The 26,383-nt window shown below is 67.9% G+C and carries 23 protein-coding genes; 10 read left to right on the top strand and 13 right to left on the bottom strand.

Annotated features, from left to right (window positions below; genetic code table 11):
* Positions 1 to 27 precede the first annotated feature (27 nt).
* Together AC5P6X_RS16545 and recJ are read right to left on the bottom strand one after the other, a co-directional pair.
* The gene (locus AC5P6X_RS16545) at positions 28 to 2,940 is read right to left on the bottom strand and encodes a DUF2135 domain-containing protein (protein ID WP_123958530.1); all 2,913 of its coding nucleotides are present in this window, start codon (positions 2,938 to 2,940) and stop codon (positions 28 to 30) included.
* Between the two features lie 144 nt (positions 2,941 to 3,084).
* Positions 3,085 to 4,842, bottom strand: a complete 1,758-nt coding sequence (gene recJ, locus AC5P6X_RS16540; RefSeq protein ID WP_088435746.1) for a single-stranded-DNA-specific exonuclease RecJ — start codon at positions 4,840 to 4,842, stop codon at positions 3,085 to 3,087.
* A 144-nt stretch (positions 4,843 to 4,986) separates the two neighbouring features.
* On the opposite strand from recJ, the gene AC5P6X_RS16535 reads away from it, so the two are divergent.
* On the top strand, positions 4,987 to 6,027 hold the full coding sequence (locus AC5P6X_RS16535; RefSeq protein ID WP_123958529.1) for a DUF1176 domain-containing protein: 1,041 nt from the start codon (positions 4,987 to 4,989) through the stop codon (positions 6,025 to 6,027).
* Between the two features lie 310 nt (positions 6,028 to 6,337).
* On the opposite strand, the gene AC5P6X_RS16530 is transcribed toward AC5P6X_RS16535, so the two are convergent.
* The 5 genes from AC5P6X_RS16530 to dapB form a co-directional block, all read right to left on the bottom strand.
* Positions 6,338 to 7,255: a phosphoglycerate mutase gene (locus tag AC5P6X_RS16530; RefSeq protein WP_123958528.1), complete on the bottom strand. Its 918-nt coding sequence runs from the start codon at positions 7,253 to 7,255 to the stop codon at positions 6,338 to 6,340.
* Positions 7,256 to 7,259: 4 nt separating this feature from the next.
* The gene (gene greA / locus AC5P6X_RS16525; protein WP_181453298.1) at positions 7,260 to 7,724 is read right to left on the bottom strand and encodes a transcription elongation factor GreA; all 465 of its coding nucleotides are present in this window, start codon (positions 7,722 to 7,724) and stop codon (positions 7,260 to 7,262) included.
* 8 nt (positions 7,725 to 7,732) lie between these two features.
* A complete protein-coding gene (carB, locus tag AC5P6X_RS16520; RefSeq protein ID WP_024958340.1) occupies positions 7,733 to 10,975 on the bottom strand; it encodes a carbamoyl-phosphate synthase large subunit in 3,243 nt (1,080 codons plus the stop codon).
* Between the two features lie 149 nt (positions 10,976 to 11,124).
* Positions 11,125 to 12,252, bottom strand: a complete 1,128-nt coding sequence (carA, locus tag AC5P6X_RS16515) for a glutamine-hydrolyzing carbamoyl-phosphate synthase small subunit (RefSeq protein ID WP_094001949.1) — start codon at positions 12,250 to 12,252, stop codon at positions 11,125 to 11,127.
* A 309-nt stretch (positions 12,253 to 12,561) separates the two neighbouring features.
* Positions 12,562 to 13,281: a 4-hydroxy-tetrahydrodipicolinate reductase gene (gene dapB, locus AC5P6X_RS16510; RefSeq protein ID WP_080357179.1), complete on the bottom strand. Its 720-nt coding sequence runs from the start codon at positions 13,279 to 13,281 to the stop codon at positions 12,562 to 12,564.
* Between the two features lie 90 nt (positions 13,282 to 13,371).
* Between dapB and AC5P6X_RS16505 the strand changes: the two genes are divergently transcribed.
* The 4 genes from AC5P6X_RS16505 to AC5P6X_RS16490 all read left to right on the top strand — a co-directional run bounded on the left by AC5P6X_RS16505 (position 13,372) and on the right by AC5P6X_RS16490 (position 15,779).
* On the top strand, positions 13,372 to 14,133 hold the full coding sequence (locus AC5P6X_RS16505; protein WP_414486345.1) for a 3-oxoacyl-ACP reductase: 762 nt from the start codon (positions 13,372 to 13,374) through the stop codon (positions 14,131 to 14,133).
* 4 nt (positions 14,134 to 14,137) lie between these two features.
* Positions 14,138 to 14,533, top strand: coding sequence for a MerR family transcriptional regulator (locus AC5P6X_RS16500; RefSeq protein WP_123958527.1), 396 nt, complete (start codon positions 14,138 to 14,140; stop codon positions 14,531 to 14,533).
* Positions 14,534 to 14,588: 55 nt separating this feature from the next.
* On the top strand, positions 14,589 to 15,170 hold the full coding sequence (locus AC5P6X_RS16495) for an NAD(P)H-dependent oxidoreductase (RefSeq protein ID WP_123958526.1): 582 nt from the start codon (positions 14,589 to 14,591) through the stop codon (positions 15,168 to 15,170).
* A 147-nt stretch (positions 15,171 to 15,317) separates the two neighbouring features.
* The gene (locus AC5P6X_RS16490) at positions 15,318 to 15,779 is read left to right on the top strand and encodes a DUF4304 domain-containing protein (protein ID WP_088436796.1); all 462 of its coding nucleotides are present in this window, start codon (positions 15,318 to 15,320) and stop codon (positions 15,777 to 15,779) included.
* A gap of 54 nt (positions 15,780 to 15,833) precedes the next feature.
* Here the strand turns inward: AC5P6X_RS16490 and AC5P6X_RS16485 are convergent, their stop codons facing one another.
* From AC5P6X_RS16485 to AC5P6X_RS16475, 3 genes are read right to left on the bottom strand one after another with little or no spacing between them, the layout of a single operon-like run.
* Complete coding sequence (locus tag AC5P6X_RS16485; RefSeq protein ID WP_005409475.1) at positions 15,834 to 16,088, bottom strand: DUF6587 family protein; 255 nt, start codon at positions 16,086 to 16,088, stop codon at positions 15,834 to 15,836.
* Complete coding sequence (gene feoB, locus AC5P6X_RS16480) at positions 16,088 to 17,953, bottom strand: ferrous iron transport protein B (protein WP_123958525.1); 1,866 nt, start codon at positions 17,951 to 17,953, stop codon at positions 16,088 to 16,090. Before feoB ends, AC5P6X_RS16485 begins: the two co-directional genes overlap by 1 nt.
* Positions 17,950 to 18,204, bottom strand: coding sequence for a FeoA family protein (locus AC5P6X_RS16475; RefSeq protein ID WP_005409473.1), 255 nt, complete (start codon positions 18,202 to 18,204; stop codon positions 17,950 to 17,952). The genes feoB and AC5P6X_RS16475 overlap by 4 nt, the downstream gene beginning before the upstream one ends.
* A 119-nt stretch (positions 18,205 to 18,323) precedes the next feature.
* Here AC5P6X_RS16475 and AC5P6X_RS16470 point away from each other — a divergent pair, with 119 nt between their 5' ends.
* The 5 genes from AC5P6X_RS16470 to yeiP all read left to right on the top strand — a co-directional run bounded on the left by AC5P6X_RS16470 (position 18,324) and on the right by yeiP (position 21,896).
* Positions 18,324 to 19,112 (top strand): enoyl-CoA hydratase/isomerase family protein, encoded by a 789-nt coding sequence (locus AC5P6X_RS16470; RefSeq protein ID WP_005409472.1) that lies wholly within the window; start codon positions 18,324 to 18,326, stop codon positions 19,110 to 19,112.
* A 2-nt stretch (positions 19,113 to 19,114) separates the two neighbouring features.
* The gene (locus tag AC5P6X_RS16465; protein WP_005409471.1) at positions 19,115 to 19,516 is read left to right on the top strand and encodes a VOC family protein; all 402 of its coding nucleotides are present in this window, start codon (positions 19,115 to 19,117) and stop codon (positions 19,514 to 19,516) included.
* Positions 19,513 to 20,409 carry a hydroxymethylglutaryl-CoA lyase gene (locus tag AC5P6X_RS16460; protein WP_012480063.1) on the top strand — a complete coding sequence of 299 codons (897 nt, stop codon included), beginning with the start codon at positions 19,513 to 19,515 and terminating at the stop codon, positions 20,407 to 20,409. The genes AC5P6X_RS16465 and AC5P6X_RS16460 overlap by 4 nt, the downstream gene beginning before the upstream one ends.
* Positions 20,410 to 20,509: 100 nt before the next feature.
* The gene (locus AC5P6X_RS16455) at positions 20,510 to 21,280 is read left to right on the top strand and encodes an SDR family oxidoreductase (RefSeq protein WP_005409469.1); all 771 of its coding nucleotides are present in this window, start codon (positions 20,510 to 20,512) and stop codon (positions 21,278 to 21,280) included.
* Positions 21,281 to 21,329: 49 nt separating this feature from the next.
* A complete protein-coding gene (gene yeiP / locus AC5P6X_RS16450) occupies positions 21,330 to 21,896 on the top strand; it encodes an elongation factor P-like protein YeiP (protein ID WP_088436798.1) in 567 nt (188 codons plus the stop codon).
* A gap of 154 nt (positions 21,897 to 22,050) precedes the next feature.
* Here yeiP and AC5P6X_RS16445 read toward each other — a convergent pair whose 3' ends face one another.
* From AC5P6X_RS16445 to AC5P6X_RS16435, 3 genes are all read right to left on the bottom strand, one after another.
* Positions 22,051 to 22,743, bottom strand: coding sequence for a COG3650 family protein (locus AC5P6X_RS16445; protein ID WP_005409467.1), 693 nt, complete (start codon positions 22,741 to 22,743; stop codon positions 22,051 to 22,053).
* A gap of 83 nt (positions 22,744 to 22,826) precedes the next feature.
* Entirely contained in the window at positions 22,827 to 23,219 is a 393-nt protein-coding gene (locus AC5P6X_RS16440) for a nuclear transport factor 2 family protein (RefSeq protein ID WP_049448951.1), read from the bottom strand.
* Entirely contained in the window at positions 23,200 to 26,349 is a 3,150-nt protein-coding gene (locus tag AC5P6X_RS16435) for a multidrug efflux RND transporter permease subunit (protein WP_329756806.1), read from the bottom strand. The genes AC5P6X_RS16440 and AC5P6X_RS16435 overlap by 20 nt, the downstream gene beginning before the upstream one ends.
* Positions 26,350 to 26,383: the final 34 nt, after the last annotated feature.

The raw sequence follows: 26,383 nt of genomic DNA, 5'->3' as shown, positions 1-26,383 counted from the left end.
CTCGACTCTACACGGGTGTCCGGGCGTTCAACGCACCTCGAACTCGCCCACCAGCACGGTTTCGGCACGATCCTTCAGCCGCATCGTCACCATCTGGTCCTTCTGCTTGGCCGTGCCCCAGTGGGTGGTCAGGCGCAGCATCAGGGTCGTGGCACCGGTCACCAGCTGCTGGCGGCTGCCGAAGTAGTTCGCTTCCACCTTGTATTTGCCCGGCTTGGCGGTACGCAGCGAGAACTGCTCGGGGCCATAGCCGCCGGTGAAATCCTGCGACATCTGTCCGCCCTGGTAGGTCAGGCGGTTGCCGTAGTACGCGCGCTCGCCGTTCGGGTCGGTCACCCACAGGTCCATGTCGCTGTTGTCGGCATCCCACGACAGCACCACGCGCAGGTCCAGCGGCATCGCCTGCAGCAGGCGCGGGTCGATACTGGTGGTATCCAGCCGGGGCGTGCTGCGGGCCACCAGGTTGGTCAGTTCATCCAGTGCGATCAGGGCGATGCCATCGAAGCGGCTGTCCCACGGCCGCACAACCACCTGGTACAGCGGCGCCAGCGCCTGCTGCGGCTTGCCGGCCGCTGCCAGTGCAAGGCCCAGGTCGCGGAAGCTCTGCGGCTCTTCCTGGCCCATCGCCAGCACCTGCTCGAACACCGGCACCGCCAGTGCGGGGGCATCAGCCTGCATCAGCCGGTAACCGAGCACGCGCAGCAGGTGGCGGTCGTCCAGGTCCATCTCGGCCAGGTTCGACAGCACACGCAGTGCCAGGTCGCGCTGACCCTGCTCCAGCAACAGGTCAGCCACGTCGAGGAAGAACGCGCTGCTGTCGGCATGCGCATCGCGCTCGGCCAGGTAGCGGTCATACAGTTGCGACGCCGGGCCCTGGCGCAGGCGCCGGGCGATGGCCGAGTCCGGCTGCCAGGCCGCCAGCTGGATACCGAGCTCGCCCTCGTTGGCGGCAGCGGGCGCAGCGACACGGCCACCAGTGACCGTAATTGAATCCAGGGCCTTGTTCGATGCAGACGCAGAGCGACGTGCACGCGCGCTGCTGGCTTCCATGCGCTGCTCGGCGGCGGCGGCCATCGGTGCCGGGGCGGGCGGTGCCGCAGGGGCCGGCGCGGCGAGCATTGCCACCGGCGCCGATTCCATCGCATGGTCCGCCGAGGCCACTTCCAGTGCCCCGCCCTTCGCCTGCGGTGGCACACCCTTCGGCCAGCTGCGGCTCCACCACTGCTGGCGCTCCTTCCAGCGTGCCGCCACCTCATCCAGGCGCTGGCGATCAGCAGCGGCGCGATCTCTTACCTGCACTGCAAACCTGGCGTCGTACCCGGCGCGCAGCGTGCCCGAAGGGCGGATCGCATAGCGCAGGTAGTCCTCCAACGTCTCCAGCACGATCAGCGAGGTGTCCGGGCCGACCAGGCCAAACTGCTGCGACAGCCGCTGCATCGCCTCGCGGTTGCCACGGCGGTCGGCGGCCAGCTGCTGCAGGCGCGCCTGCGCCCACAAGCCCGCCAGCAGTTCGCCGTCGTTGCTCTTCTGCGTGGCGGGCAGCGCCTGCCATTCGCCGCCACCCACGCGCACCCGCATCGGCACACTGTCGGCCGCCAGTCGTGCATGCAGCCACAACCAGCCCTGGGCTTCACTGCGACGATCGATCACTACATCCTGCACGCCGCGCCCTGCATCGACCTGCACATCCAACGGCGACGCCAGCAGCGCATGCGCGGCCGCGTCGACATCCTTGCCCAGCGCGACGAAACGGCCGCCATGGGATTCGCTCCAGCCGCGCAGGCGCGTGCTGTCGGTGCGGGCACCGGCGCTGCTGATCGCGAACAGGCGCTGATCCGGTGCCAGCGTCGGCAATTGGTCCGGCCCATAGGTCAGCAGGCCATCACTGACCAGCAGGTATTCCTTCACACTCGGCTGCGGCTGCCACTGGGCCAGCGCGCTGGCACCGTCCGGGCGCACCGCCTGCAGTGCCGCGCGCAGCTCGCTCCAGTTGCCTGCGCGGATGCGGAATCGACGCACCTGTTCGGCGCGATCGCGCAGCACGGTCAACGCCACGGTGCCGTCACCCATCGCGGCGAAGTACCGATCCAGCAGGGCGAACTCGCGCGTGCGGTCACGCTGCCCACCCGAGCCGGAGCCATCCCACAGCAGGCCGATCTCGCGGGGCAACGTGCGCGGCGTGCTGCCGGTCGACACCGGCAGCTGCGCCAACAGGTAGTGCCCGTCCTGCCAGGACGCCACCTGGACCTGCGCCTGACGTGCTGCGGGCAGGCTCCACTGCAGCTGCTTCGGCAACTGCGCGCCCCTGCCCTGCCACTGCAGCTGGCCCGCGCTGATGCGGAATGGCGCCGTACCCGCGGCCGTCGCGCCCGGGGCCTGCAGCTTCAGTTCAACCGAGGCTGCTCCGGCGGCGAACTGCAGCGGCAGCGTCCACTGCCAGCCGTGGCCGTCGAAGGCCAACGGCTCACGCATCACCAGCTGCACGCGCCGAATGCCGCCGGCAGGTAGCGGGTAGATGCGCAGCCGGAACTGGTTGCCGGCGGTCTGTTCCAGCAGCCCCGGGTCGACGCCACGACGGGCGATCTCCTCGAACACCTGGCGACCGCGGTCCTTGGCCACCGGCACCGCGTCACGCATCTCGCCGTTGATATCCAGCGCGAAGCCGGTGATCTGCTGGCCATCAGCCAGCGGGAACTGCAGCTCACCCTCCAGCACACGACGGTTCGGGTTGTGGAATTCCAAGGTGATCCGGGTCTGGGCAACGCCGGCCTGGACCTCGCCTTCGATGCGGGCGTGTCGCAGTTGGACCGCCTGCTCGGCAGCCGGGGCAATCAGCAACGGCGTGCTGGCCTGCGGCCGGGAGATCGGCGGCGACTGCGCGCCAGCAGGCCAGGCCGCAAGGGCCAGCAACAACACAGTGCAGCAACGGGCGAAGACCATGACCGGACTCCAGTGGGATCGTGGATCGTTGAACGCACCAGCAACCGTAACGGGGTTGGCGGGGCCCCAAAAAAGGGACGGAGGGGATTAAGTCGCAATTGGCAAACAAGGCAAAAGCGGCTTAATCCCCTCCGTCCCCTTTTTCTAGGCGGGCAGGCAGTGTTCGATGATCAGCTGGATGGCGCTGCCGCCACGGTAGTCGTCGCAGGCCAAGCGGTAGGCGAGGTGCACGTGGCGGCCAGGCGCATTGCCGTGCCAGCCGCCGAAATGGATGGCGTTGATGGTGCCGGGTACGCCCGGCAGGCGCAGTTCCAGCTTCAGGTGACGCTCCTTCAGCACGCGCCAGTTGGCCACTTCGAAGTGGCCGTCGAACAGTGGCTCGGGGAAACCCTGGCCCCACGGCCCGGCCAGGCGCAACGCATCGGCGTGGCGATGGTCCAGCTCGTCCACGGCCAGCTCGCCGTCACTGAGCACCTGCTGCTGCAGTGCCGCCGGATCGAGCATTTCCAGCACCACCGCGACGAAGGCGGCCTTGAAGTCATCGACGTGGTCACGCCGCAGGCTGAGGCCGGCCGCCATGGCGTGGCCACCGAAGCGTTCGATCAGGCCCGGATGGCGCGCATCGACCAACGCCAGCGCGTCACGGATGTGCAGGCCGGGAATGGAGCGCGCCGAGCCGCGCAGGGTGTCGGCGCCGGGTTCGGCCGGGGCAAAGGCGATCACCGGACGGTGCAGGCGATCCTTCATCTTCGAAGCGACCAGGCCGACCACACCGGGATGCCAGTCGGCATCGAACAGGCAGGCCGCGACCGGTCGCTGCCCGGCCATGTCCAGCACCACGCGGCTCAACGCCTGCTCGGCGTCGTCAGTCATCGACTGCTGGACGGCGCGCCGTTCCGAGTTGATCTGCTCCAGCGTCTGCGCGATCTCGCGTGCCTGGCGCGGGTCTTCGGTCAGCAACAGCGCGATACCCAGCGCCATGTCTTCCAGCCGGCCCGCGGCATTCAGGCGCGGGCCGAGTGCGAAGCCGATGTCAGTGGCGGTCAGCCGCGCCGCATCACGGCCGCTGGCTTCGATCAGCGCTCGCAGACCGACGCAGCCCTGCCCCGCGCGCAGACGGCGCAGGCCCGCGCTGACCAGTGCCCGGTTGTTCGGATCCAGCGCCACCAGGTCGGCGACGGTGCCGACCGCCACCAGGTCCAGCAGCGTGGTCAGGTCCGGCCCCTTGCCATCGGCGAAGACGCCGGCCTCGCGCATGTGACGGCGCAGCGCCATCAGCACGTAGAAGATCACACCGACGCCGGCCAGCGACTTGCTGGGGAACGCATCGCCGTCCAGATTCGGATCGACGATGACATCGGCCGGCGGCAGCTGCGGCCCGGGTAGGTGATGGTCGGTGACCAGCACCTGCCAGCCCCGCGCCTTCGCCGCGATCACGCCCGCATGGCAGGCGATGCCGTGGTCGACCGTGACCAGCAGGTCCGGCTGCAGCGCGGCCAGCTCCTCCACCAGAGAAGGTGACAGGCCGTAGCCGTGCACCATGCGGTTCGGCACCGCGTGGAAGACGTGTTGCGCGCCGAGCATGCGCAGGCCCCGCACGCCGACCGCACAGGCGGTGGCGCCATCGCAATCGAAATCGCCGACCACCAGGATGCGCTTGTCGTTGGCGATGGCCTCGATCAGCAGACCCACCGCATCATCGATACCGGTCAACAGCTCCGGCGCGTGGAGGCTGCCCAGCTTCGGCAGTGCCAGCTCTGGCGTACCGGCGCCGCGGCTGGCATAGAGTCGCGCCAGCAGTGGCAGCGTGCCGTCTGGCCAGCTGCCCGGTACGACCGCATCGCGGCGGCGGATCATCGGCGTATCAGAGGACGGCTGCGCAGCATCGGCGGCAAGGGACATCGGCATCGCCGGGTTGCGGAAGACATCCCCATGATAGCGCGGGGTCGGATCTCTCTGCCCGCAGGAGGCTCCCCCCGATCGATAGCATTTGGAATCTGCCAGCCTATCTTCCATGCTTGTCGGCCCGGAAATGGACTTCAACGCATGCATCGCACGCTCCTTCCCGCGCTGCTGGGCCTCGCCATGGCCCCGGCCACCCACGCCGCCACGCCCGAACCGAAGGCCGGCGTGCAGTTCCAGCACAACGACTGGTCGCTGGCCTGTGACAACACCCGCACCTGCCGCGCCGCCGGCTACAGTCCGGAACAACCCGGCAATCTGCTCAGCCTGATGCTGGAACGCGCGGGCGGCCCGGGTACGAAGGTGCTCGCGCGGCTGCGCAATGGCGAGGATGGCGAAAGCGCGACGCCGACCGGGGCGCTGCGCCTGCGCCTGAACGGCAAGGACCTGGGCCCGGTGCGCGACACCGGCGACGGAGATCAAGTACTGCTGCAGCAGGGACAGACCGATGCGCTGGTCGCCGCGCTGCCGCGCCACGCACGCATCGACATCATCGACGGCAAGGGCAAGGCGTGGCCGATCTCCGACAGTGGTGCAGCGGCCGTACTGCTGAAGATGGACGAGGCCCAGGGCCGGCTGGGCACGCCCGGTGCGCTGGTGGGGCGTGGCGACAAGGCTGAAGCGAGCGTGCCTGCGGCGTTGCCGGTGCCAGTGATCATGCGCGGCACGCTGGTGGCACCGCGCGCCTCGGACGCGGCACTGGCGAACGCACCGGGCCTGCGCAAGGCACTGATCGCCAGCCTGCCGAAGCCGGATGAGTGCGGCCGCCTGAGCGAGGGTGGGACAGACGAGATCGAGATCCAGCGACTGGACGCCCAGCATGTACTGGCAAGCACCAGCTGCTTCATGGGTGCCTACAACTTCAGCAGCGGCTACTGGGTAGTGCAGGACAAGGCGCCGTACCAGGCGAAGTTCGTGACCTCCAACGCGGAGGACTTTGATCGCGATGACGCGACGCTGCGCGGGCGCTTCCGTGGGCGCGGCATCGGTGACTGCTTCTCCGGCCACGACTGGGCCTGGGATGGCGCGCGATTCGTGAAGAGCGGCGAGTTCACCACCGGGCAGTGCCGCGGCGTGGCGGGTGGGCATTGGCAGCTGCCGACGGTGGTCAGCACGGTGAGGTGATTGTTTGCAGGGCTGCGCCCTGCACCTGCCGAAGCAACATCCGAAGCAACAGCAACAGCGGGGAGTCCGTGGGTTGGCGGGGCGGTGTCGGATTGCGGGGACGCCGCAAGTACGTCCCTGTAGGCTTGGCAGCCGCATCCATGCGGCTGACACCCCGCAATCTGACACCGCCCCACCTTCGACAGGTTCACGCCGCTGCTGATAGGTGTCGACCTTGGTCGACACATCTTTCAGATATCGATAGACAAAATGGGGTCAGAGCCGTTTTCCGATGGAAAACGGATCCGACCCCGCTCGGCAGAGGCCCCGATCAGTCGTGAAGCTGGCGCGGCTTCTTCCAGAACTGCCAGCGCTGTCCGCGATCCAGCTGGAACTGCAGGCCGTCCTCGAAATCCAGCACCAGCCGCTGCAGCTCGCCGCGCTTCAGCGCGGCCAGCAGCGGACGGATCGCATCGTTGCCGAGCTGCTGCAGCGAGCGCAGCTGGCGCAGATCAACCAGTGCATCGACCGCCTGCTCGCCATCCACGGCTACGCCAGCCGCAAGAGCCAAGCCCTGCAGCAGCGCATCGCGGCTGCGCACCTGCGCATGCGGCGTGCTGACCGATACCGGCATCACGCCGCCACCCCAGAACCACAGCGAATTGATCGGCTGTTGTCCCTGCGCGGCGCGCTGCTGGTTCCAGGAATGGTTGTGCAGCACTACCTGCGCTTCGGTCATCAGCGCCCGCCAACGGCGGCCGCCCTCGCCTTCCGGCAGGTGCGAGAACAGGTCATCGCCCAGCACCTCGTCCGGACTGTCGAAGTCCGGCAGGGCCAGGTCGATCGGCAGGCGCAGGTACCAGCGCGAAGGGTCCGGTGCGTCGAGCACGAATCCGGCATCGGCGAACAACGGCTGCAGCACCGGCAGCAGGGCCAGGCAGTCGGCCAGGGTCGGTCGCAGCGTTTCGCCGTAGGCCATCATCCGCGCGCCATGCATGTCCGGCACCATGCAGGCCGGATCGGCACGCAGCCAGCTGGCGCCAGCGGCATCGCCGACGTCGCGCTGGCGGGTCAACGCGGCCACCGGCCACTGCGGCGCGGCGACGGTGAAATGGCGCGTCAGCTGCGCGCGTTCACCCGGTGCGACCTGCACCGTCGTGGCGCGGCCAAGCGCGCGCGCCACATCGTCCGGCAACGCAGCCGCGGCAAAGCGGCTGCGTGCCGGCAACAGCAGGGTCGCCGTTGCCACCGGGTCAGTCCACGTAGCTGACGCTGACGATCTCGTACTCGCGTTGGCCGGCCGGGGCGTCGATCACGATCGAATCACCTTCCAGCTTGCCGATCATCGCGCGCGCCACCGGCGAGGAAATCGCGATCAGGCCCTGCTTGATGTCCGCCTCCAGGTCACCGACGATCTGGTACTTCTTCTCTTCGTCGGTTTCCACGTCGGCCAGCGTCACGCTGGCGCCGAACACCACCTTGGAGCCGGCATTGAGCTTGCTCACGTCGATGATCTCGGCGTGCGACAGCTCGCCTTCGAGCTGCTTGATGCGGCCTTCGATGAAGCCCTGTTCCTCGCGCGCGGCGTGGTACTCGGCATTCTCCTTCAGGTCGCCATGCTCACGTGCTTCGGCGATGGCGGCGATCACCTTGGGGCGCTTGACCGACTTCAGGTGATCCAGTTCGTCGCGCAGCTTCTGCGCGCCCTTCATCGTGATGGGGGCTCTCATGCATTCAACTCCTTGTGCAGCTCCTGCAGCGACCAGACGGGGCCGGTGCCGCGGAATTCCAGTGAATCCACCAGCGCCTTGGCGCCGGCAATGGTGGTCGAGTAGGTGACGCGATGCTGCAGCGCCTCGCGACGGATCGAGAACGAGTCGTTGATCGCCGAACGACCTTCGGTCGTGTTGACGATGTAGACGATCTCGCCGTTCTTGATCGAGTCGACGATGTGCGGACGGCCTTCGACCACCTTGTTGATGATCTCGCAGTCCATGCCGTGCTGCTGCAGCCACGCGGCGGTGCCACGGGTCGCGACCAGGCTGTAGCCACGCGCCAGCAGCGCCTTGGCCACCGGCAACACGCGCTTCTTGTCCGGATCGCGGACCGAAACGAAGGCCTTGCCGACCGGCGGCGCCTTGATGCCGCCGGCTTCCTGCGCACGCGCGAAGGCGGCGTTGAAGCTGCGGCCCACGCCCATCACCTCACCGGTGGAGCGCATCTCCGGCCCGAGGATCGGGTCGACGCCCTGGAACTTGGCGAACGGGAAGATCGCCTCCTTCACCGAGTAATAGTCCGGCACGATTTCCTTGGTCGCGCCCTGCTCGGCCAGGCTCTTGCCGGCCATGCAGCGCGCGGCGATCTTGGCCAGCGGCATGCCGGTGGCCTTGGACACGAACGGCACGGTGCGCGAGGCACGCGGGTTCACTTCCAGCAGGTAGATGGTGTCGGCACCTTCGTCGCTGGTCTGGATCGCGAACTGGGTGTTCATCAGGCCGACCACGTTCAGGGCCTTGGCCAGCTCCACCACCTGGCGGCGCAGTTCGGCCTGGGTTTCAGCCGACAGCGAGTACGGCGGCAGCGAGCAGGAGGAATCGCCCGAGTGCACGCCGGCTTCTTCGATGTGCTCCATCACGCCACCGATCAGGACGTTGCCCTCCTTGTCGGCGATGATGTCGACGTCGCACTCGACAGCATTGTCGAGGAAGCGGTCCAGCAGCACCGGCGAATCGTTGGACACCTTCACCGCGTCGCGCACGTAGCGGGCCAGGTCGGCTTCGCCGTAGACGATTTCCATCGCACGGCCGCCCAGCACGTAGCTCGGGCGCACCACCAGCGGGTAGCCGATCTCGCGGGCCAGCAGCAGCGCTTCCTGGTCGTTGCGGGCGATGCGGTTCGGCGGCTGCTTCAGGCCCAGCTTGTCGACCAGCTGCTGGAAGCGCTCGCGGTCCTCGGCCAGGTCGATCGAATCCGGGCTGGTGCCGATCACCGGCACGCCGTTGGCTTCCAGCGCCCGCGCCAGCTTCAGCGGGGTCTGGCCGCCGTACTGCACGATCACGCCCTTCGGCTGTTCCAGTTCGACGATTTCCAGCACGTCTTCCAGGGTCAGCGGTTCGAAGTACAGGCGGTCGGAGGTGTCGTAGTCGGTCGACACGGTTTCCGGGTTGCAGTTGACCATGATGGTTTCATAGCCATCCTCGCGCAGCGCCAGTGCCGCATGCACGCAGCAGTAGTCGAACTCGATGCCCTGGCCGATGCGGTTCGGGCCACCGCCCAGGATCATGATCTTGTCGCGGTTGCTCGGCGCGGCCTCGCACTCGTCCTCGTAGGTCGAGTAGAGGTAGGCGGTACCGGTGGAGAACTCGCCGGCACAGGAGTCCACGCGCTTGTAGACCGGGCGCACCTTGTGCGCACGACGCAGCGCGCGGATGGCGGCTTCGTTGGTGCCGGTCAGCTGCGCCAGGCGTGCGTCGGAGAAGCCGGCGCGCTTCAGCTTGCGCAGGCGTGCGGCGTCCAGTGCGTCGATGCCACCGGCGGCGACGTCAGCTTCGGCAGCGATGATTTCCTCGATCTGGTCCAGGAACCAGTGATCGATGAACGACAGCGCGTAGATCTCTTCCACGCTCATGCCGGCGCGGAATGCATCGGCGACGAAGAACAGGCGCTCCGGACCCGGTGCCTTCAGTTCGCGGCGCAGGGTCTGCAGGTCGTCTTCGTTGCCCAGGTCCAGGCCGGTCGGGTCGAAGCCGACCTTGCCGGTTTCCAGGCCACGCAGGGCCTTCTGCACCGACTCCTGGAAGGTGCGGCCCATCGCCATCACCTCGCCCACCGACTTCATCTGGGTGGTCAGGCGGGCGTCGGCGGCCGGGAACTTCTCGAAGGCGAAGCGCGGGATCTTGGTGACGACGTAATCGATGGACGGCTCGAACGAGGCCGGGGTCAGGCCGCCGGTGATCTCGTTCTTCAGTTCGTCCAGGGTGTAGCCCACGGCCAGCTTGGCGGCGACCTTGGCGATCGGGAAGCCGGTGGCCTTGGACGCCAGCGCCGAGGAACGCGACACGCGCGGGTTCATCTCGATGACGACCACGCGGCCGGTCTTCGGGTTGATGCCGAACTGTACGTTCGAGCCACCGGTATCGACGCCGATCTTGCGCAGCACGGCGATGGAGGCATCGCGCAGGCGCTGGTATTCCTTGTCGGTCAGGGTCTGCGCCGGGGCCACGGTGATCGAGTCACCGGTATGCACGCCCATCGGGTCGAGGTTTTCGATCGAGCAGACGATGATGCAGTTGTCCGCGGTATCGCGGACCACTTCCATCTCGAACTCCTTCCAGCCCAGCACCGACTCTTCCACCAGCACTTCGGTGGTCGGCGACAGTTCCAGGCCGCGGCTGACGATTTCGACCAGCTCTTCGCGGTTGTAGGCGATGCCGCCACCGCTGCCGCCCAGGGTGAAGCTGGGGCGGATGATGGTCGGGTAGCCAACGCGGGTCTGGATCTCCAGCGCTTCGTCCAGGGTGTGGGCGACGGCGGCGGTCGGGCATTCCAGGCCGATCTCACCCATGGCCACGCGGAACAGCTCGCGGTCTTCGGCCATGCGGATCGCTTCGCGCTTGGCGCCGATCAGTTCGACGTTGTACTTCTCCAGCACGCCGTGGTCGGCCAGGTCCAGCGCGCAGTTCAGCGCGGTCTGGCCACCCATGGTCGGCAGCAGCGCATCGGGCTTTTCCTTGGCGATGATCTTCTCGACCGTCTGCCAGTTGATCGGCTCGATGTAGACGGCGTCGGCCATCTCCGGGTCGGTCATGATCGTGGCCGGGTTGCTGTTGACCAGCACCACGCGGTAACCCTCGTCACGCAGGGCCTTGCAGGCCTGGGCGCCGGAGTAGTCGAACTCGCAGGCCTGGCCGATGACGATCGGGCCAGCACCGATGATGAGGATGGTCTTGAGGTCAGTGCGCTTGGGCATTTTCTTCTCTAAGTCAGTACAGCGTGACAAGGGGGAGTGATCGCACGCTGTCGATCAGGAATCTTGATCCGCAGCACCGCGCCAGCGGCAGCAGCGATGCGGGGTTTACGGTCCATCGCGACGCCACCGGCGGGCCGGCGGCGTACTGATCACGCCTTGGCCTGCTCCATCAGCACCACGAAGCGGTCGAACAGCGGACCGACATCGGTCGGGCCCGGCGACGCTTCCGGGTGGCCCTGGAACGAGAACGCCGGCACGTCGGTGCGGGCGACACCCTGGTTGGTGCCGTCGAACAGTGAACGGTGGGTCACGCGCAGGGTCGGCGGCAGGGTCGCTTCATCGATCGCGAAGCCATGGTTCTGCGAGGTGATCATCACCCGGCCGCTGTCCAGGTCCTGCACCGGGTGGTTGGCACCGTGGTGGCCGTGGCCCATCTTCATGGTCTGCGCGCCCGAGGCCAGGCCCAGCAGCTGGTGGCCCAGGCAGATGCCGAAGGTCGGGATCTTCACGTCGATGAAGGTCTTGATCGCTTCGATGGCGTAGTCGCACGGTTCCGGGTCACCCGGGCCGTTGGACAGGAACACGCCGTCCGGCTTCAGCGCCAGCACTTCGGCGGCCGGGGTCTGTGCCGGCACCACGGTCACTTCGCAGCCGCGCTCGGCCAGCATGCGCAGGATGTTGGTCTTCACGCCGAAATCGTAGGCCACGACCTTGAACTTCGCCGGCACGCTGACGAAGGCATTGGCATCCAGGTCCAGCTGGCCCTCGGTCCAGGTGTAGGTCTTCTCGGTAGTGACGACCTTGGCCAGATCCATGCCCTTCAGCCCCGGGAACTTGCGGGCGGCTTCCAGTGCCTTTTCCACGTCGATGTCGCCGGCCATCAGCGCACCGTTCTGCGCGCCCTTCTCGCGCAGGATGCGGGTCAGCTTGCGGGTGTCGATGCCGGCGATGGCAACCACGCCACGCTGGATCAGCCAGTCCTGCAGCGACACCTGGCTGCGCCAGTTGCTGGGGCGACGCGGAACATCGCGCACGATCAGGCCGGCCGACCACACCTTGGACGCTTCATTGTCCTGGTCGGTCATGCCGGTGTTGCCGATATGCGGATAGGTCAGCGTGACCATCTGCCGGGCGTAGGACGGGTCGGTCAGAACTTCCTGATAGCCGGTCATGGCGGTGTTGAACACCACCTCACCGACGGACAGGCCGGGCGCGCCTACGGATTCGCCCTCGAATACGGTGCCGTCTTCGAGGACGAGGATTGCGGCTTGGGTCACGGGAATCTCACTTTGGCTACCGAGGGGGCTGCCGAAGTCACGCCTGCGCTTCACGGAAATCCGGTTGCAAAAAAGCGCGGACGTGCGGTCTGGGACCGGTCCGGCTTTCGTGATTCGGCGAGTGCGAATTGTAGCGCTGCCGGGGCGCTCGCGCCAGCGGTTATCGCGCTTCATGAACGGGCGATTGCGCATTCATTTCAATCCGGCGGCGTATGCGGCACCCGCTACCGGGTAGTGCCGGCCGCTGGCCGGCAATCCCATTGGCGCCCCGTAACCCAAGGTTGCCGGCCAGCGGCCGGCACTACCGCCTTACGCCAGCAGGTCCCGTACCCGGTAGCTGCCCGGGGCGCGGCCCTGCAGCTGGCGGGCGGCGAACAGGGCGCCGCGGGCGAAAATGTCGCGGTTGGTGGCCCGGTGCACCAGCTCGATGCGCTCGCCCAGCCCGGTGAACTGGACCAGATGCTCGCCGACGATGTCACCAGCGCGCAGGCTGGCATAGTGCGGCTCCGCCCCGCCCCGCTGCGCGGCCGCGCCCAGGGTCAGCGCGGTGCCCGACGGCGCGTCCTTCTTCTGGGTGTGGTGCGATTCGACGATGTCACAGTCCCAGCCGGCCAGCGCCTGCGCCGCGCGCTCGACCAGCTCGTCCAGCACCGCCACGCCCAGGCTGAAGTTCGAGGCCCAGACCAGCGGGATCCTCGCCGCCGCTGCCTCCAGCGCCTGGCGCTGCGTGCTGGAGATGCCGGTAGTGCCCGAGACCAGCCCCGCACCACGTTCCACGCACAGTGCCAGCATCGGGTCGAAACCCTCCGGCAGGCTGAAGTCGATCGCCACGTCGAATGCCGGCGCACCGGGCAGCTCGCTGGCCGCGAAGAACGGTACGCCATCGACCACGCGCTGGGCCGGCGCACGACCCGTCACCGCAGCGGCGATCTGCAGGGTTTCGGGATGTTCGGCGGCCAGCCGCAGCAGGGCCTGGCCCATGCGCCCGGAGGCACCGTGGATGAGCAATCGCAGGGGAGTCTGGTTCATGCCTGCAGGCTAGCGGCAGCACGCCCGCTCCGGCAAGCGCCATCGCTGCTACGCTGCATGCCCTTTCATGCAATGGATGGCAGTTCCCTCATGCAGATCAGTGAACAGCTGGTGCTTGTCACCGGTGCCGGGCGCGGACTTGGCCAGCACATCGCCCGCGCCTTCGCCGCGCAGGGCGCGCGCGTCATCATCAACTACCACCGAAGCGAAGGCGCTGCACGTGCTCTGGCTGCCGAGCTGGGCGGACAGGCGATCGCGCTGCCGGCCGATGTCACTGAGCGCGCCGAGGTCGATGCAATGCTGCAGCACGCCCTGGCCCACTTCGGCCAGGGCGTCACCACCGTAGTCAACAACGCACTGGCAGCGTTCTCGTTCAATGGTGATGCCCGCGACGGCGCCGCCGACATCGGCTGGCCGGCGTTCCAGGCACAGTTCGAGGGCAGCGTGCGCGGCGCGCTGAACACCGTGCAGGCCGCCCTGCCCGGCATGCAGGCCCGCCGCTTCGGTCGGGTGATCAACATCGGCACCAACCTGTTCCAGAATCCGGTGGTGCCCTATCACGACTACACCGCCGCCAAGGCCGCACTGCTGTCGCTGACCCGTACCCTGGCCGGCGACCTCGGCCCGCATGGCATCACCGTGAACATGTTGTCGGGCGGCCTGCTGCGCACCACCGATGCCAGCGCCGCCACGCCGGAAGCAGTGTTCGACTACATCGCCGCCAACACGCCACTGCGCAGCGTCACCACGCCGGCCGAGTTCGCCGATGCCGCGCTGTTCTTCGCCAGCCCCTGGTCGCGCGCGGTGACCGGTCAGAACCTGGTGGTCGATGGCGGGCTGGTGCGGGACTGAGTCGATGCGCATCTCCGAAGTCAGCCGCCTGACCGGCGCCAGTGCCAGGGCCATCCGCCTGTACGAGGCGCGCGGACTGCTGCCGCCGGTGCCACGCCTGAACCGCTATCGCGACTACAGCGAACAGGACGTGGCCTGGGTGCAGCTGATCCGCCAGGCGCTGGGGCTGGGCATCACCCTGGCCGCGATCTCACGCCTGCAGGGCCGCGATGGACGGCTCGACTGGCCAGCGGTACTGGCCTTGCTGGAGCAGCAGCGCGGCCGCATTGCCGACGAGCGGATGCGGCTGGCACAGGTCGAGCGCGACCTGCAGCTGGTCAGCGACGAACTGCAGCAGTGGCTGCACTCCGGCAGCGGCGACTGCATCCTGCAACCCAGCGGCTGCACCACCCCGGTTTGACTCTGCCCCTGGGGCAGACCCCAATCTCGCGCACTTTCCATTGCGCGAGGTTGCCGTGCCCCGTTCCATCCTGATCCTGCTGGGCCATCCCGACCGCAACAGCCTGTGCGGCGCCCTCGCCCAGCGCTATGCCACCGCCGCCGAGAATGCTGGCCACCGGGTGCGCCTGATCGCGCTGGGTGACCTCCAGTTCGACCCGGTGCTGCGCCACGGTTACCGCCAGATCCAGCCGCTGGAAGCCGACCTGCAGGACGCCGCGGAAGCGATCGAGGCCTGCGATCACCTGGTGCTGGTCTACCCCACCTGGTGGGGCGCGATGCCGGCACTGCTGAAGGGCTTCTTCGATCGCGTGCTGCTGCCGGGGTACGCCTTCCGCTACCGGCGCGATTCGGTGTGGTGGGACCGGCTGCTGGCCGGGCGCAGCGCGCGGGTGATCACCACGCTGGATACGCCGCCCTGGTACTACCGCTGGATCTACCGCGACCCGGGCGTCGCCCAGATCCGCGCCACCATCCTGCAGTTCTGCGGCATCCGCCCGGTGCGTGTCAGCCGCCTTGGCGCTGTACGCAGCAGTACAGCGGCACAACGCAGCAAGTGGCTGGCGCTGGCGGCGGAGCTGGGCTCACGGGCCAACTAGCCAGAAGAGCGTGCGAACCAAGGTTCGCACCCACCCGGGGCGTTCGCACGCACCTGGGGCGCTCGTTGCGGGTGTCGCGTTTGCCAATTGACCGCCAGGCACCGCGCCTCAAGGCTGTGGCCCCCTGTTCCGGCCCGGGCAAAGCCCATGAAATCCTCGACTGTCTTCAGCAAGTGCGCCAGGAAGACCGGCTTTGCCGGGACCACGACTACCCGCTACCGCTTGCTGGATGACGCCCTGCTTGTCGTGAATCACCAGCGTGCCAGCGAAAGCCGGGGCTTCTATGTGAATGCTGGACTCTACTTTCCAGAGCTGCTCGAGCATCCCCTCGCACCTGACGATCTTGAAACGGCTTTCAGGTACCGCTCCAGCATTCCCACGCCCCACGTCGACTGGCGGATTGAAGAGACACCAGGCCTGCGCCGGGCCTTCATCCAGCAGGATCTTGAAGACCTGCTGCAGGCTGGTAACCGCGACGGACTGAAAGCCCTGCTGCTCGATGCCCTTGCCGACGTGGCCGGCTTCGCGGCAACCCATGGGAACCGGGAATCGGTGCGGCGATTGAATCGGGATGGACGCTTCCGGGCGATCATCCGCAGAGAGGTCTGAACCCCGGAAGCGTGCGAACCAAGGTTCGCACCCACCAGCGCAGGAAAAGCAGCGTCAGTGCCGCTTCGGCGGAGTCGGCCCACAGCTGTCGCAACCGCCACAGGCGCCACCACTCCCGCTCGCCGGCGGCGCGACCTTCCGCCCCAGCGCCTGCAGCCAGGCAGCACGGCCCGGCTTCAGCAGGGCCAGCGCCAACGCACCGCGCAGCTTGCGCACGGTACCGGGGAACTGCTTCTTCAGCACCACCCAGGCACTGACCAGCACGGCCACCGCGATGATCAGGTACTGGATCAGCAGGCCGGCATCCATCAGCCGCCTCCCAGCGCCCTGGTCACCTGGTAGGTGATCAGGGCGGCCACGTAGGCCGCCGCGAACAGGTAGAACGCAGCGAAGCCCATCTGCTTCCACGAGTTGGTCTCGCGCTTGATGGTGGCCAGCGTCGAGATGCACATCGGGGCGTAGATGTACCAGACCAGCAGCGACAGTGCGGTGGCCAGCGACCAGCCATCGCTGATCAGCGGGGTCAGTGCCTGGCTGGCGGCATCGTCATCGGCTGCCGACAGCGCATACACGGTGGCCAGCGAAGACACCGCCACTTCACGCGCGGCCAGGCCCGGGATCAGCGCGATGCAGATCTGCCAGTTGAAGCCCAGCGGCGCGAAGAACGCCGCCATCGCATGGCCGATCTGGCCGGCGTAGCTGTAATCGATCGCGGGCATGGTGGCCCCCGCCGGCGCTGCCGGGAACGACAGCAGCACCCACAGCAGGATGGTCAGCGCCAGGATGATGCCGCCAACGCGCTTGAGGAAGATCATGCCGCGTTCGTACAGGCCGACCGCCAGGTCACGCACGTGCGGCAGGCGGTACGACGGCAGTTCCAGCATCAGCGGATGCTCGCTCTTGTCGCGGCGCCACTTCTTCATGATCCACGACATCGCCAGCGCGCTGAGGATGCCGGCCGCGTACAGGCCGAACAGCACCAGGCCCTGCTGGTTGAACACGCCCCATACCGTCTTCTGCGGAATGAACGCACCGATCAGCAGCGCGTACACCGGCAGGCGTGCGGAACAGGTCATCAGCGGCGCCACCAGGATCGTGGCCAGGCGGTCACGCGGGTCCTGGATGCTGCGCGTGGACATGATGCCCGGCACCGCGCAGGCGAAGCTGGACAGCAGCGGGATGAACGAGCGACCGGACAGGCCGGCAGCGGCCATCATGCGGTCGAGCAGGAACGCCGCACGCGGCAGGTAGCCGGATTCCTCCAGCACCAGGATGAAGAAGAACAGGATCAGGATCTGCGGCAGGAACACCACCACGCCACCGACACCGGCGATGATGCCGTCGGTCAGCAGGCTGGCCAGCGGGCCTTCCGGCAGCACGCTGCCGACGAAGGCGCCGAGCCAGGCGAAACCGGCCTCGATGGCGTCCATCAGCGGCGTCGCCCAGGCGTACACGGCCTGGAAGATCAGGAACATCACCACCGCCAGGCTGACCAGGCCGAACACCGGGTGCAGCAGCCAGCGGTCCAGCGCGTCGTCGATCTTCGCGGTCCGCGCCGGCATGCGCACGGCCACCGACAGGATCTCGCGCACCTTGGCGTGGTAATCGATGCCACTTTCCGGGCCCGGCACCGGCGCATCCAGGTGCGGGACCATCGCATCCAGGCGTTCGACCAGGGCCTTGGCGCCCTGCTTGCGCACCGCCACGGTCTCCACTACCGGCACGCCCAGCTCGCGCTCCAGCGCGGCCACATCCACCTGGATGCCACGGCGCTGGGCCGCATCAACCATGTTCAGCGCCACCACCATCGGCTTGCCCAGCTCGCGCAGTTCCAGCGCGAAACGCAGGTGCAGGCGCAGGTTGGTGGCGTCGATCACGCACAGCAGCACGTCCGGCGCGGCTTCGCCAGGGTAGAAGCCCCGGCACAGGTCACGGGTGATCGCCTCGTCCAGGCTGGCCGGATGCAGGCTGTAGGCGCCCGGCAGGTCGAGCACCGCGAATTCACGGCCGGACGGCGCACGCAGGCGGCCTTCCTTGCGCTCGACGGTGACGCCGGTGTAGTTGGCAACCTTCTGCCGGCTGCCGGTCAGCTGGTTGAACAGTGCGGTCTTGCCGCTGTTGGGGTTACCGACCAGCGCAACGCGCAGCGGGACGGTAGTGGCAGTAGCAGTCATGCGCGTCGTTCCTGGCTGGCGGCGTCGACCACGACCCGCTTGGCTTCACTGATCCGCAGCGCGAAACGGGTGAACCCGACCTGCACCAGCAGCGGCTCTCCCCCCACCGGACCCTTGGCCACCAGGCGCACTTCCTCGCCCTTCACGAAACCCAGCTCGCGCAGGCGACGGGCGATGGCATCGTTGGCATGCAGGTCCTGCACGGACTCGACCACGGCCGAGGTGTGCAGCGGCAGTTCGGACAGCGTCATCTAGCGTGTTCTCTGCTGGATGTAAATGGTTCTCGATTCTAACATTCCCGCGTCGCGTCATGGCCCATGACCAATGGCCCGCTATGATCCATACAGGTATGGAGTGACCCTGGAATCCCATGAACGATGCTTTGCAGATCGAGCGCAGCGGCGCCGTCCTCACCCTCTGGCTGAACCGGCCGGAGCTGCACAACGCCTTTGACGCCGGGCTGATCGCCCGGCTGACCGCCGCACTGGAGGCCGCCGGCCACGATGCTTCGGTGCGCGCGGTGGTGCTGGCCGGCCACGGCGCCTCCTTCTCGGCCGGTGCCGACATGCAGTGGATGCGCGGCATGGCGGCAGCCAGCGAAGCCGATAACCGCGAGGACTCGCTGGCCCTGGCCCGGCTGATGCGCACCCTGGACGAGCTGCCCAAGCCGACCCTGGCCCGGGTCCACGGCGCGGCCTTCGGTGGCGGCGTCGGCCTGGTCGCCTGCTGCGACATTGCCATCGCCAGCACCTCGGCCCGTTTCGGCCTGACCGAAAGCCGCCTGGGCTTGCTGCCGGCGGTGATCTCGCCCTATGTGATCGAGGCCATCGGCCCGCGCCAGGCCCGCCGCTGGTTCGCCACCGGCGAGCATTTCGACGCCGACACCGCGCTGCGCATCGGCCTGGTCCACCAGCTGGTCGAGCCCGAACGCCTGGACGAGGCCGTGCAACGCCAGCTGGCCCTGCTCGACAAGGCCGGCCCGATCGCCTCGTCCACCGCCAAGCAACTGGTCCGCCAGGTCCGCGACAGCCATGACCGCGACACCCTGGATCGCGATAATGCCGCCCTGATCGCGCGCCTGCGGGTGTCGGCCGAGGGCCAGGAAGGCCTGGGCGCCTTCCTCGACAAGCGCGCCCCCCATTGGGTCACGGAAGCCTGAACATGCTCGATCATCTTGGTTTGACCAGCGCCGACCTGGCGCGCAGCAAGGCCTTCTTCCTGCAGGCACTGGCGCCGCTGCAGATCGGCGTGGTGATGGAAGTGACCGCCGAACAGACCGGCGCGCACGACCACATCGGCTTCGGCAGCGACGGCAAGCCGTTCTTCTGGCTTGGCAATGGTGGCACCGCCAGCCATGGCGTGCATGTGGCCTTCGCCTGCGCCAGCCGCGACCAGGTGGACGCCTTCCATGCCGCCGCCCTCGCCGCCGGTGGCCGCGACAACGGCGCCCCGGGCCTGCGCCCGTGGTATCACCCGGACTACTACGGCGCCTTCGTGCTGGACCCGGATGGCAACAACATCGAGGCGGTCTGCCACCGCCCTGCCAATGGGGCAACCGCATGAGCGACTACGTCCGCATCGTCGAGGTCGGGCCGCGTGACGGCCTGCAGAACGAAAAGCAGTCGGTCTCCACCGGCGACAAGATCGAACTGATCAACCGCCTGTCGGCCACCGGCCTGCGCAGCATCGAGGCGACCAGCTTCGTCAGCCCGAAGTGGATCCCGCAGCTGGCCGATGCCGCCGAGGTCTACGCCGGCATCCAGCGCCGGCCCGGCATCCACTACCCGGTACTGGTGCCGAACGAACAGGGCTACGACCGCGCCCGTGCGGTGGGCGTCGAGGAAGTAGCGGTGTTCACCGCCGCGTCCGAGGCGTTCAACCGCACCAACACCAATGCCGGCATCGACGAGTCGCTGGCCCGCTTTGAGCCGATCCTGCGCCGCGCCGCCGCCGATGGCGTGCGCGTGCGCGGCTACGTCTCCACCGTGCTCGGCTGCCCCTACCAGGGCGAAGTGCCGCTGGCTGATGTGGTGCGCGTTGCTCGCGCCCTGCACCAGATGGGCTGTTACGAAATCTCGCTGGGCGACACCATCGGCGTCGGCACCCCACGCAAGGCACGGGCGATGCTGCAGGCGGTCGCTGCCGAGATTCCGATGGAAGCACTGGCCGTGCACTTCCACGATACGTACGGCCAGGCCATCGCCAACATCGCCACCTGCCTGGAAGCAGGCGTGCGCGTGGTCGACAGTGCGGTGTCGGGTGCCGGTGGCTGCCCGTATGCCAAGGGCGCCAGCGGCAATGTGGCCAGCGAAGACGTGGTCTACCTGCTGCAGGGCCTCGGCCTGGACAGCGGCGTGGACCTGCCGGCACTGGCCGAGACCGGCCGCTGGCTGGCCGGCCTGCTCGGCCGCGCCACCGCCAGCCGCACCGGGCAGGCGCTGGCCGCCGCCGGTTGACCGCCGCACTGCGCCGCCCCGCAAAGGCGGCGCAGTGCACAACAGCGGCGGTCGCGGCTTCCGTTAGAATCGGCGGTTCTCGAACCTGCAGGACCGTTCAATGCAGCTGTCTTCCGTACGTGCCGTGATCACTGGCGGCGTCTCCGGCCTCGGCCTGGCCGTGGCCCAGCACCTCGTCGCCCAGGGCGGCAAGGTGGCCCTGTTCGACCTCAACGACGACAAGGGCGCTGCCGCCATTGCCGGGCTGGGTGCCGACAAGGCCCGCTATTTCAACGTCAACGTCAGCGATGAGGCGGCGGTGACCGCGGCCATCGACCAGGCCCACGATTTCCTCGGCGGCCTGAACGTGGCGATGAACTGCGCCGGCATCCTGGGCGCCGGCCGCGTGCTGGGCAAGGAAGGCCCGATGCCGCTGGCCGGCTTCCAGGGCACGGTGATGGTGAACCTGGTCGGCAGCTTCAACGTGGCCAAGGCCGCGGCCAACCGCATGCAGCACAACGAAGCGGGCACCGACGGCGAGCGCGGCGTGATCATCAACACCGCCAGCATCGCCGCCTATGAAGGCCAGATCGGCCAGGCCGCGTATGCCGCCAGCAAGGGCGGCGTGGTCTCGATGACGCTGCCGATGGCACGCGAACTGTCGCGCTTCGGCATCCGCGTCAATACGATTGCTCCCGGCGTGTTCTGGACGCCGATGGTCGACGGCATGCCCGAAGCCGTGCAGCAGTCGCTGGCCGCCTCGATTCCGTTCCCGTCACGCCTGGGCAAGCCGGAAGACTTCGCCAGCCTGGTCGGCTTCATCCTCGGCAACACCTACCTCAACGGCGAGACCATCCGCCTGGACGGCGCTACCCGCCTCGCTCCGAAGTGATTCCCCACGGGCGCCGGGACGGCGCCCTCCCCCAACGACCTAGATCACCATGAAAGCCAACGACATCAAGAAGGGCAACGTCGTCGAGTACAACAACGGCGTGTACCAGATCCGCGACATCGAGCGCAGCTCGCCGCAGGGTCGCGGCGGCAACGTCCGCTTCCGCTTCATCATGTACAGCGTGCCGGGCGGCAACAAGCTCGACGCCAGCTTCGATGCCGACGACAACCTGGTCGAGGTCGAACTGCTGCGCCGCCAGTCCACCTATTCGTACAAGGACGGCGACGCCTTCGTCTTCCTCGATGACGAGGACTACACCCCCTACACCCTGGATGCGGACGTGATCGGCGACGACGCCGGCTACATCACCGACGGCCTGGCCGGCATCTACGTGCAGGTCATCGACGAGCAGCCGGTGGCGATCCAGCTGCCGGCCTCGGTGGTGCTGGAAGTGATCGAGACGCCGCCGGAACTGAAGGGTGGCACCGCCACCAAGCGCCCGAAGCCGGCCAAGCTCAACACCGGCATCGAGATCATGGTGCCGGAGTACATCGTCAACGGCGAACGCGTGCTGGTGAACACCGCCACCGGCGAATTCGCGGGCCGTGCCGACTAATCGCCTCGCGCTGATCGGCTGCCTGTCCCTGCCTGCGGCGCATTCGCCGCAGGCAGGCCATCGGATGTAGCAGTCGTGTAGCACCGAGCCCACGCTCGGCTGCTGTGCGTTGGACAGGGACTGCAGCCGAGCGTGGCTCGGCTCTACAGGTAGCTTACGGCTGCTTCGCGCCGAAATTGCCGCAGCCGTGGTACTGGCGGGTGCCGATGGTCAGGTTCACCTTGGCATCGAACGCCTCGCCACTCATGTCGTCCTGGCAGGTCGTGCGCTGGAAGCTGAGCTTGACGTCGGTGCCATCGGACGCCTTGCCACTCCAGCCGTCAGCACCTGCGGTGGGCTGGGCGACATCGAAACGACGCTCACCGTAATCCACTTCCACCTGCAGGCCCGGCGTGTCGCCGTCGACAACCGCCAGCCAGCCGGGCTCATTGCCGGTGGCACGGAATGCGGCATTGCCGGCGCTGCCATCGCCTTCAGTGGCTTCGACCGCATGGCACTCTCGGTCCGCCTCGCCCTTCAGGCTCAACAGGCCGTCATCGCTGCCCTTGGTCCAGAAGCTGTTGCCCTGGCCATCGCCATACCTGGCGCCGGATGCCGCGCGTTCGGAGGTCATGGCGAAGGTACGGTCGCCGATCACCACCGTGGCTGCATCCTCGCCATTGAAGGTCGCGCGCACGCTCAGATCACCACACTGGTAGGCGGTCTCGCTGCCACCTTCGGTGCTGGCGCTCGGCTGCGGCGCGGCAGGCGCGGCATCATTGCCGCTCGCAGCGGGCGGCTGGGCCGGCTGGCACGCGGCCAGCACCAACCCGAGGGAGGCTGCCAACAGACTGGGAACTACACGCATGGCTCGACTCCTTGTCGACACTACAGAGAGGCTCGACCCTACCACCTGTCGGTGAGCGGGGCCTGAAAGCGGCCTGACCGCGCTCATGCGGCCAGTACCGCCATCGACAACAGCTGCGCGCCGCTTTCGCCGGAACTGCAGGTCCACACCCGCAGCAGGCGCAGTTTCAGCTCGCGCTCCTGGCCCTGCCCGCGCACCGACAAGCGCACGTCGCTGGACAACAATGCCAGGCGCCCGCACAGCAGCGTTTCCACCGCGTACGACTGCAGGCTGCGCACCTGCAGGTTTCCGGCCAGCCAGTCGCCCAGCCACGGCAGGTCGAGCAAGCGTCCGCCCTGCCCGTCCATCATGAACAATGCCGGCGATACCAGCGCGGTCAGCGCATCGTGGTCGTCATCCAGCAATGCCTGCCGCAGGCGCTGTTCCAGCGCTGCCAACTGCCGCTCATGCAGGTCTTCAACGATGTCCCGTTCCATCCACGGATCCTTCCGGCATCGGCCGGCGCCTGCGCAGGCGTTGCGCGATCCACTGCCGCGCGCCCTGCACCACTACATAGAAGACCGGCACGAAGAACACCGCCAGCACCGTCGCACTGACCATGCCGCCGAACACACCGGTTCCAATCGCCTGCTGGGTTTCCTTCGACGCGCCCTGCGCCAGCATCAGCGGCACCACGCCCAGCGCGAATGCCAACGAGGTCATCACGATCGGCCGCAGGCGCAGCCGCGCCGCCTCCAGCGCTGCTTCAACCAGGCCGCGACCCTGCTGCTGCAGCTGGCGCGCGAACTCGACGATGAGGATGGCGTTCTTCGCCGACAGCCCGATCACGGTGATCATGCCGACCTTGAAGAACACGTCGTTGGGCATGCCCCGCAACAACACCGCAGCAACCGCACCGAGCAGGCCCAGCGGCACCACCAGCATCACCGCCAGCGGGATCGACCAGCTCTCGTACAGTGCCGCCAGCACCAGGAACACCACCAGCATCGACAACAGCAGCAACCACGGCGCCTGCGCACCGGACTCCCGCTCCTGCAGCGACTGGCTGGTCCACTGCAGGGCAAAACCGGACGGCAGCTTCTCCGCCAACCGCTCCATCTCCGCCATGGCCTGGCCGGTCGACACGCCGGAGGCCGGTGCGCCGGACAGGTTCAGCGCCGGGAAGCCGAGATAGCGCTGCAGCTGCAGCGGCGCCTCGGTCCAGTGCGGCGTCACCAGCTCCGACAACGCCACCATGCCGCCTTCGCTGTTGCGCACGTACAGCTTCAGCACGTCCTCCAGCTCCATCCGGTGGGGTGCATCGGCCTGCAGGATCACCTGCTGCAGCCGCCCCTTGTTGGGGAAGTCGTTGACGTACTGCGAGCCCATCGCCGCCGACAGCGTGCTGCTGATCTGCTCGAACCCCACGCCCATCGCCTCGGCCTTGGCGCGATCGATGTCCAGCCGCACGCTGGTACCTGCCGGCAGGCCATCGGCATGCACCTCCGACAGCAGCGGACTGGCCTCGGCCAGCTTCAGCAGCTGCTGCAGGGCCGCACGCAGTTCGGCCTGGCTCTGCCCGGTGCGCGCCTGCAGCGCCAGCGAGAAGCCGGACGAACGGCCCAGGCTGTCGATCGCCGGCGGCATCACGCTCATCACCTCGCCCTCGGCAATCGTCGCCATCGCCTTCTGCGCGGCCTCCACTTCGCCGGCCGCGGTGGCCCCTGCACGCTCGCCCCAGTCCTTCAGCATCGTGTAGGTCAGCGCCGCGCTCGGGCCGGAACCGGAGAAGCTGTAGCCGAGGATCGACTGGTTGGAGCCGATGCCCGGGCGTGACGCCACGTGCCGTTCGTAGGCTTCGACCACGGCCAGCGTGCGTTCGGCGGTGGCTTCGGCCGGCAGCTGGATCGAGGTCATGAAGTAGCCCTGGTCCTCTTCCGGCAGGAAGGCGCCCGGCAGCCAGTGCAGGCCCAGCAGCAGCGCCGCCACCAGCGCGGCGAACACGCCCATCACCTGCCCGCTCCGCTGCAGCACCGACGCCACGCCACGCTGGTAGCGCCCGGTCATCTTCTCGAAGCCACGATTAAAGGCGCCGAACAGACCGCCCCGACCATGGTGGCCATGGGTGTTCGGGCGCAGCAGGGTCGCGCACAGCGCCGGCGTCAGGCTCAATGCCAGCAGCGCCGAGAACAGGATCGACACCGCCATCGCCACGGTGAACTGGCGGTAGATCGCGCCCACCGAGCCGCTGGCCAGCGCCATCGGAATGAACACCGCAGTCAGCACCAGGGTGATGCCGATCACCGCACCGGTCAGTTCGCGCATCGCCTTGATGGTGGCCTCGCGCGGCGGCAGGCCTTCCTCGGCCATGATCCGTTCCACGCCCTCGACCACCACGATGGCGTCGTCGACGATGATGCCGATTGCCAGCACCATGCCGAACATGGTCAGCACATTGATCGAGAAGCCCAGCGCCAGCATCACCGCGAAGGTGCCCAGCAACGCGATCGGTGCGACCAGTGCCGGAATCAGCGTGTAGCGCCAGTTCTGCAGAAACAGGTACATCACTGCGAACACCAGCAGCATCGCCTCCAGCAGCGTCTGCACCACCTTCTGGATCGAGATCTTGACGAACGGCGCGGTGTCGAACGGAATGCTCGATTCCACGCCGCGCGGCAGCAGCGGCGCCAGTTCGGCCATGCGCTCACGCACCGCCGACGCGGTACGCACCGCGTTCGCGCCAGGACGCAGCTGCACGCCGGCGGCGGTGGCCGGATGGCCATCCTCGCGGGTGCCCCAGGCATAGCTCTGCGCGCCCAGTTCAACGCGGGCGACATCGCCCAGCACCACCCGCGAGCCGTCGGCCCCGGCGCGCAGCACGATGGCAGCGAACTGCTCCGGCGTGGACAGCTGGCCATCGGCACTCAGCGGCACGGTGATGCGCTGGCCTGGAACACCCGGCGAATCACCAATGCGTCCCGGCGAGATCTCCAGGTTCTGCTGCTCGATGGCGGTGGCCACATCGCCCATTGTCAGGCCGTAGCCGGTCAACCGGGTCGGGTCCAGCCACACGCGCATCGCCTGCTCGGCACCGAACAGCTGCACGCGGCCGACGCCATCGATGCGGCGCAGCTCCTCGATGATGTTGCGCGCCATGAAGTCGCCCAGTGCGGCCTCGCTGACGCTGGCATCCGGCGAACGCAGGCCGACCAGCATCAGGAAGCCGGAATCGGCGGCCTCCACGAACAGGCCGTTCTGGCGCACGCTGCGCGGCAGGCGCGGCTCGATCGCCTTGATCCGGTTCTGCACGTCCACCTGCGCCAGCTCCGGGTTGGTACCCGGCTTGAAGGTCGCAGTGATCGAGGCTTCGCCGGACGTGTCCACCGACGACTCGAAGTACAGCAGGTGCTTGACGCTGGACAGCTCGCGCTCGATCAGGCCGATCACCGCGTCATTCAGCGTCTGCGGGCTCGCACCCGGGTAACTGGCATAGATGCTGACGCTGGGCGGGGCAACCGCCGGATAGCGCTCCACCGCCAGCCGCGGGATCGCCAGCACACCGGCCAGGATGATGAAGATCGCCAGCACCCAGGCGAACACCGGGCGATCGATGAAGAAACGTGCCATGTTGGATTTTCCTGGAGGGACCGGCCCGGTAGAG

The sequence above is a fragment of the Stenotrophomonas sp. YJH_SMC_40 genome, from assembly GCF_059368615.1.
Note: the sequence above shows the minus strand (reverse complement) of the source record. Positions and strands in the feature narration are given on the sequence as shown.

Excerpts from the sequence above, each read along its gene's own strand:
- AC5P6X_RS16545 (WP_123958530.1), bottom strand. The coding sequence starts at position 2,940 with ATGGTCTTCGCCCGTTGCTGCACTGTGTTGTTGCTGGCCCTTGCGGCC.
- recJ (WP_088435746.1), bottom strand. The coding sequence starts at position 4,842 with ATGTCCCTTGCCGCCGATGCTGCGCAGCCGTCCTCTGATACGCCGATG.
- AC5P6X_RS16535 (WP_123958529.1), top strand. The coding sequence starts at position 4,987 with ATGCATCGCACGCTCCTTCCCGCGCTGCTGGGCCTCGCCATGGCCCCG.
- carB (WP_024958340.1), bottom strand. The coding sequence starts at position 10,975 with ATGCCCAAGCGCACTGACCTCAAGACCATCCTCATCATCGGTGCTGGC.
- dapB (WP_080357179.1), bottom strand. The coding sequence starts at position 13,281 with ATGAACCAGACTCCCCTGCGATTGCTCATCCACGGTGCCTCCGGGCGC.
- AC5P6X_RS16505 (WP_414486345.1), top strand. The coding sequence starts at position 13,372 with ATGCAGATCAGTGAACAGCTGGTGCTTGTCACCGGTGCCGGGCGCGGA.
- AC5P6X_RS16500 (WP_123958527.1), top strand. The coding sequence starts at position 14,138 with ATGCGCATCTCCGAAGTCAGCCGCCTGACCGGCGCCAGTGCCAGGGCC.
- AC5P6X_RS16490 (WP_088436796.1), top strand. The coding sequence starts at position 15,318 with ATGAAATCCTCGACTGTCTTCAGCAAGTGCGCCAGGAAGACCGGCTTT.
- AC5P6X_RS16485 (WP_005409475.1), bottom strand. The coding sequence starts at position 16,088 with ATGGATGCCGGCCTGCTGATCCAGTACCTGATCATCGCGGTGGCCGTG.
- feoB (WP_123958525.1), bottom strand. The coding sequence starts at position 17,953 with ATGACTGCTACTGCCACTACCGTCCCGCTGCGCGTTGCGCTGGTCGGT.
- AC5P6X_RS16475 (WP_005409473.1), bottom strand. The coding sequence starts at position 18,204 with ATGACGCTGTCCGAACTGCCGCTGCACACCTCGGCCGTGGTCGAGTCC.
- AC5P6X_RS16470 (WP_005409472.1), top strand. The coding sequence starts at position 18,324 with ATGAACGATGCTTTGCAGATCGAGCGCAGCGGCGCCGTCCTCACCCTC.
- AC5P6X_RS16465 (WP_005409471.1), top strand. The coding sequence starts at position 19,115 with ATGCTCGATCATCTTGGTTTGACCAGCGCCGACCTGGCGCGCAGCAAG.
- AC5P6X_RS16460 (WP_012480063.1), top strand. The coding sequence starts at position 19,513 with ATGAGCGACTACGTCCGCATCGTCGAGGTCGGGCCGCGTGACGGCCTG.
- AC5P6X_RS16455 (WP_005409469.1), top strand. The coding sequence starts at position 20,510 with ATGCAGCTGTCTTCCGTACGTGCCGTGATCACTGGCGGCGTCTCCGGC.
- yeiP (WP_088436798.1), top strand. The coding sequence starts at position 21,330 with ATGAAAGCCAACGACATCAAGAAGGGCAACGTCGTCGAGTACAACAAC.
- AC5P6X_RS16445 (WP_005409467.1), bottom strand. The coding sequence starts at position 22,743 with ATGCGTGTAGTTCCCAGTCTGTTGGCAGCCTCCCTCGGGTTGGTGCTG.
- AC5P6X_RS16440 (WP_049448951.1), bottom strand. The coding sequence starts at position 23,219 with ATGGAACGGGACATCGTTGAAGACCTGCATGAGCGGCAGTTGGCAGCG.
- AC5P6X_RS16435 (WP_329756806.1), bottom strand. The coding sequence starts at position 26,349 with ATGGCACGTTTCTTCATCGATCGCCCGGTGTTCGCCTGGGTGCTGGCG.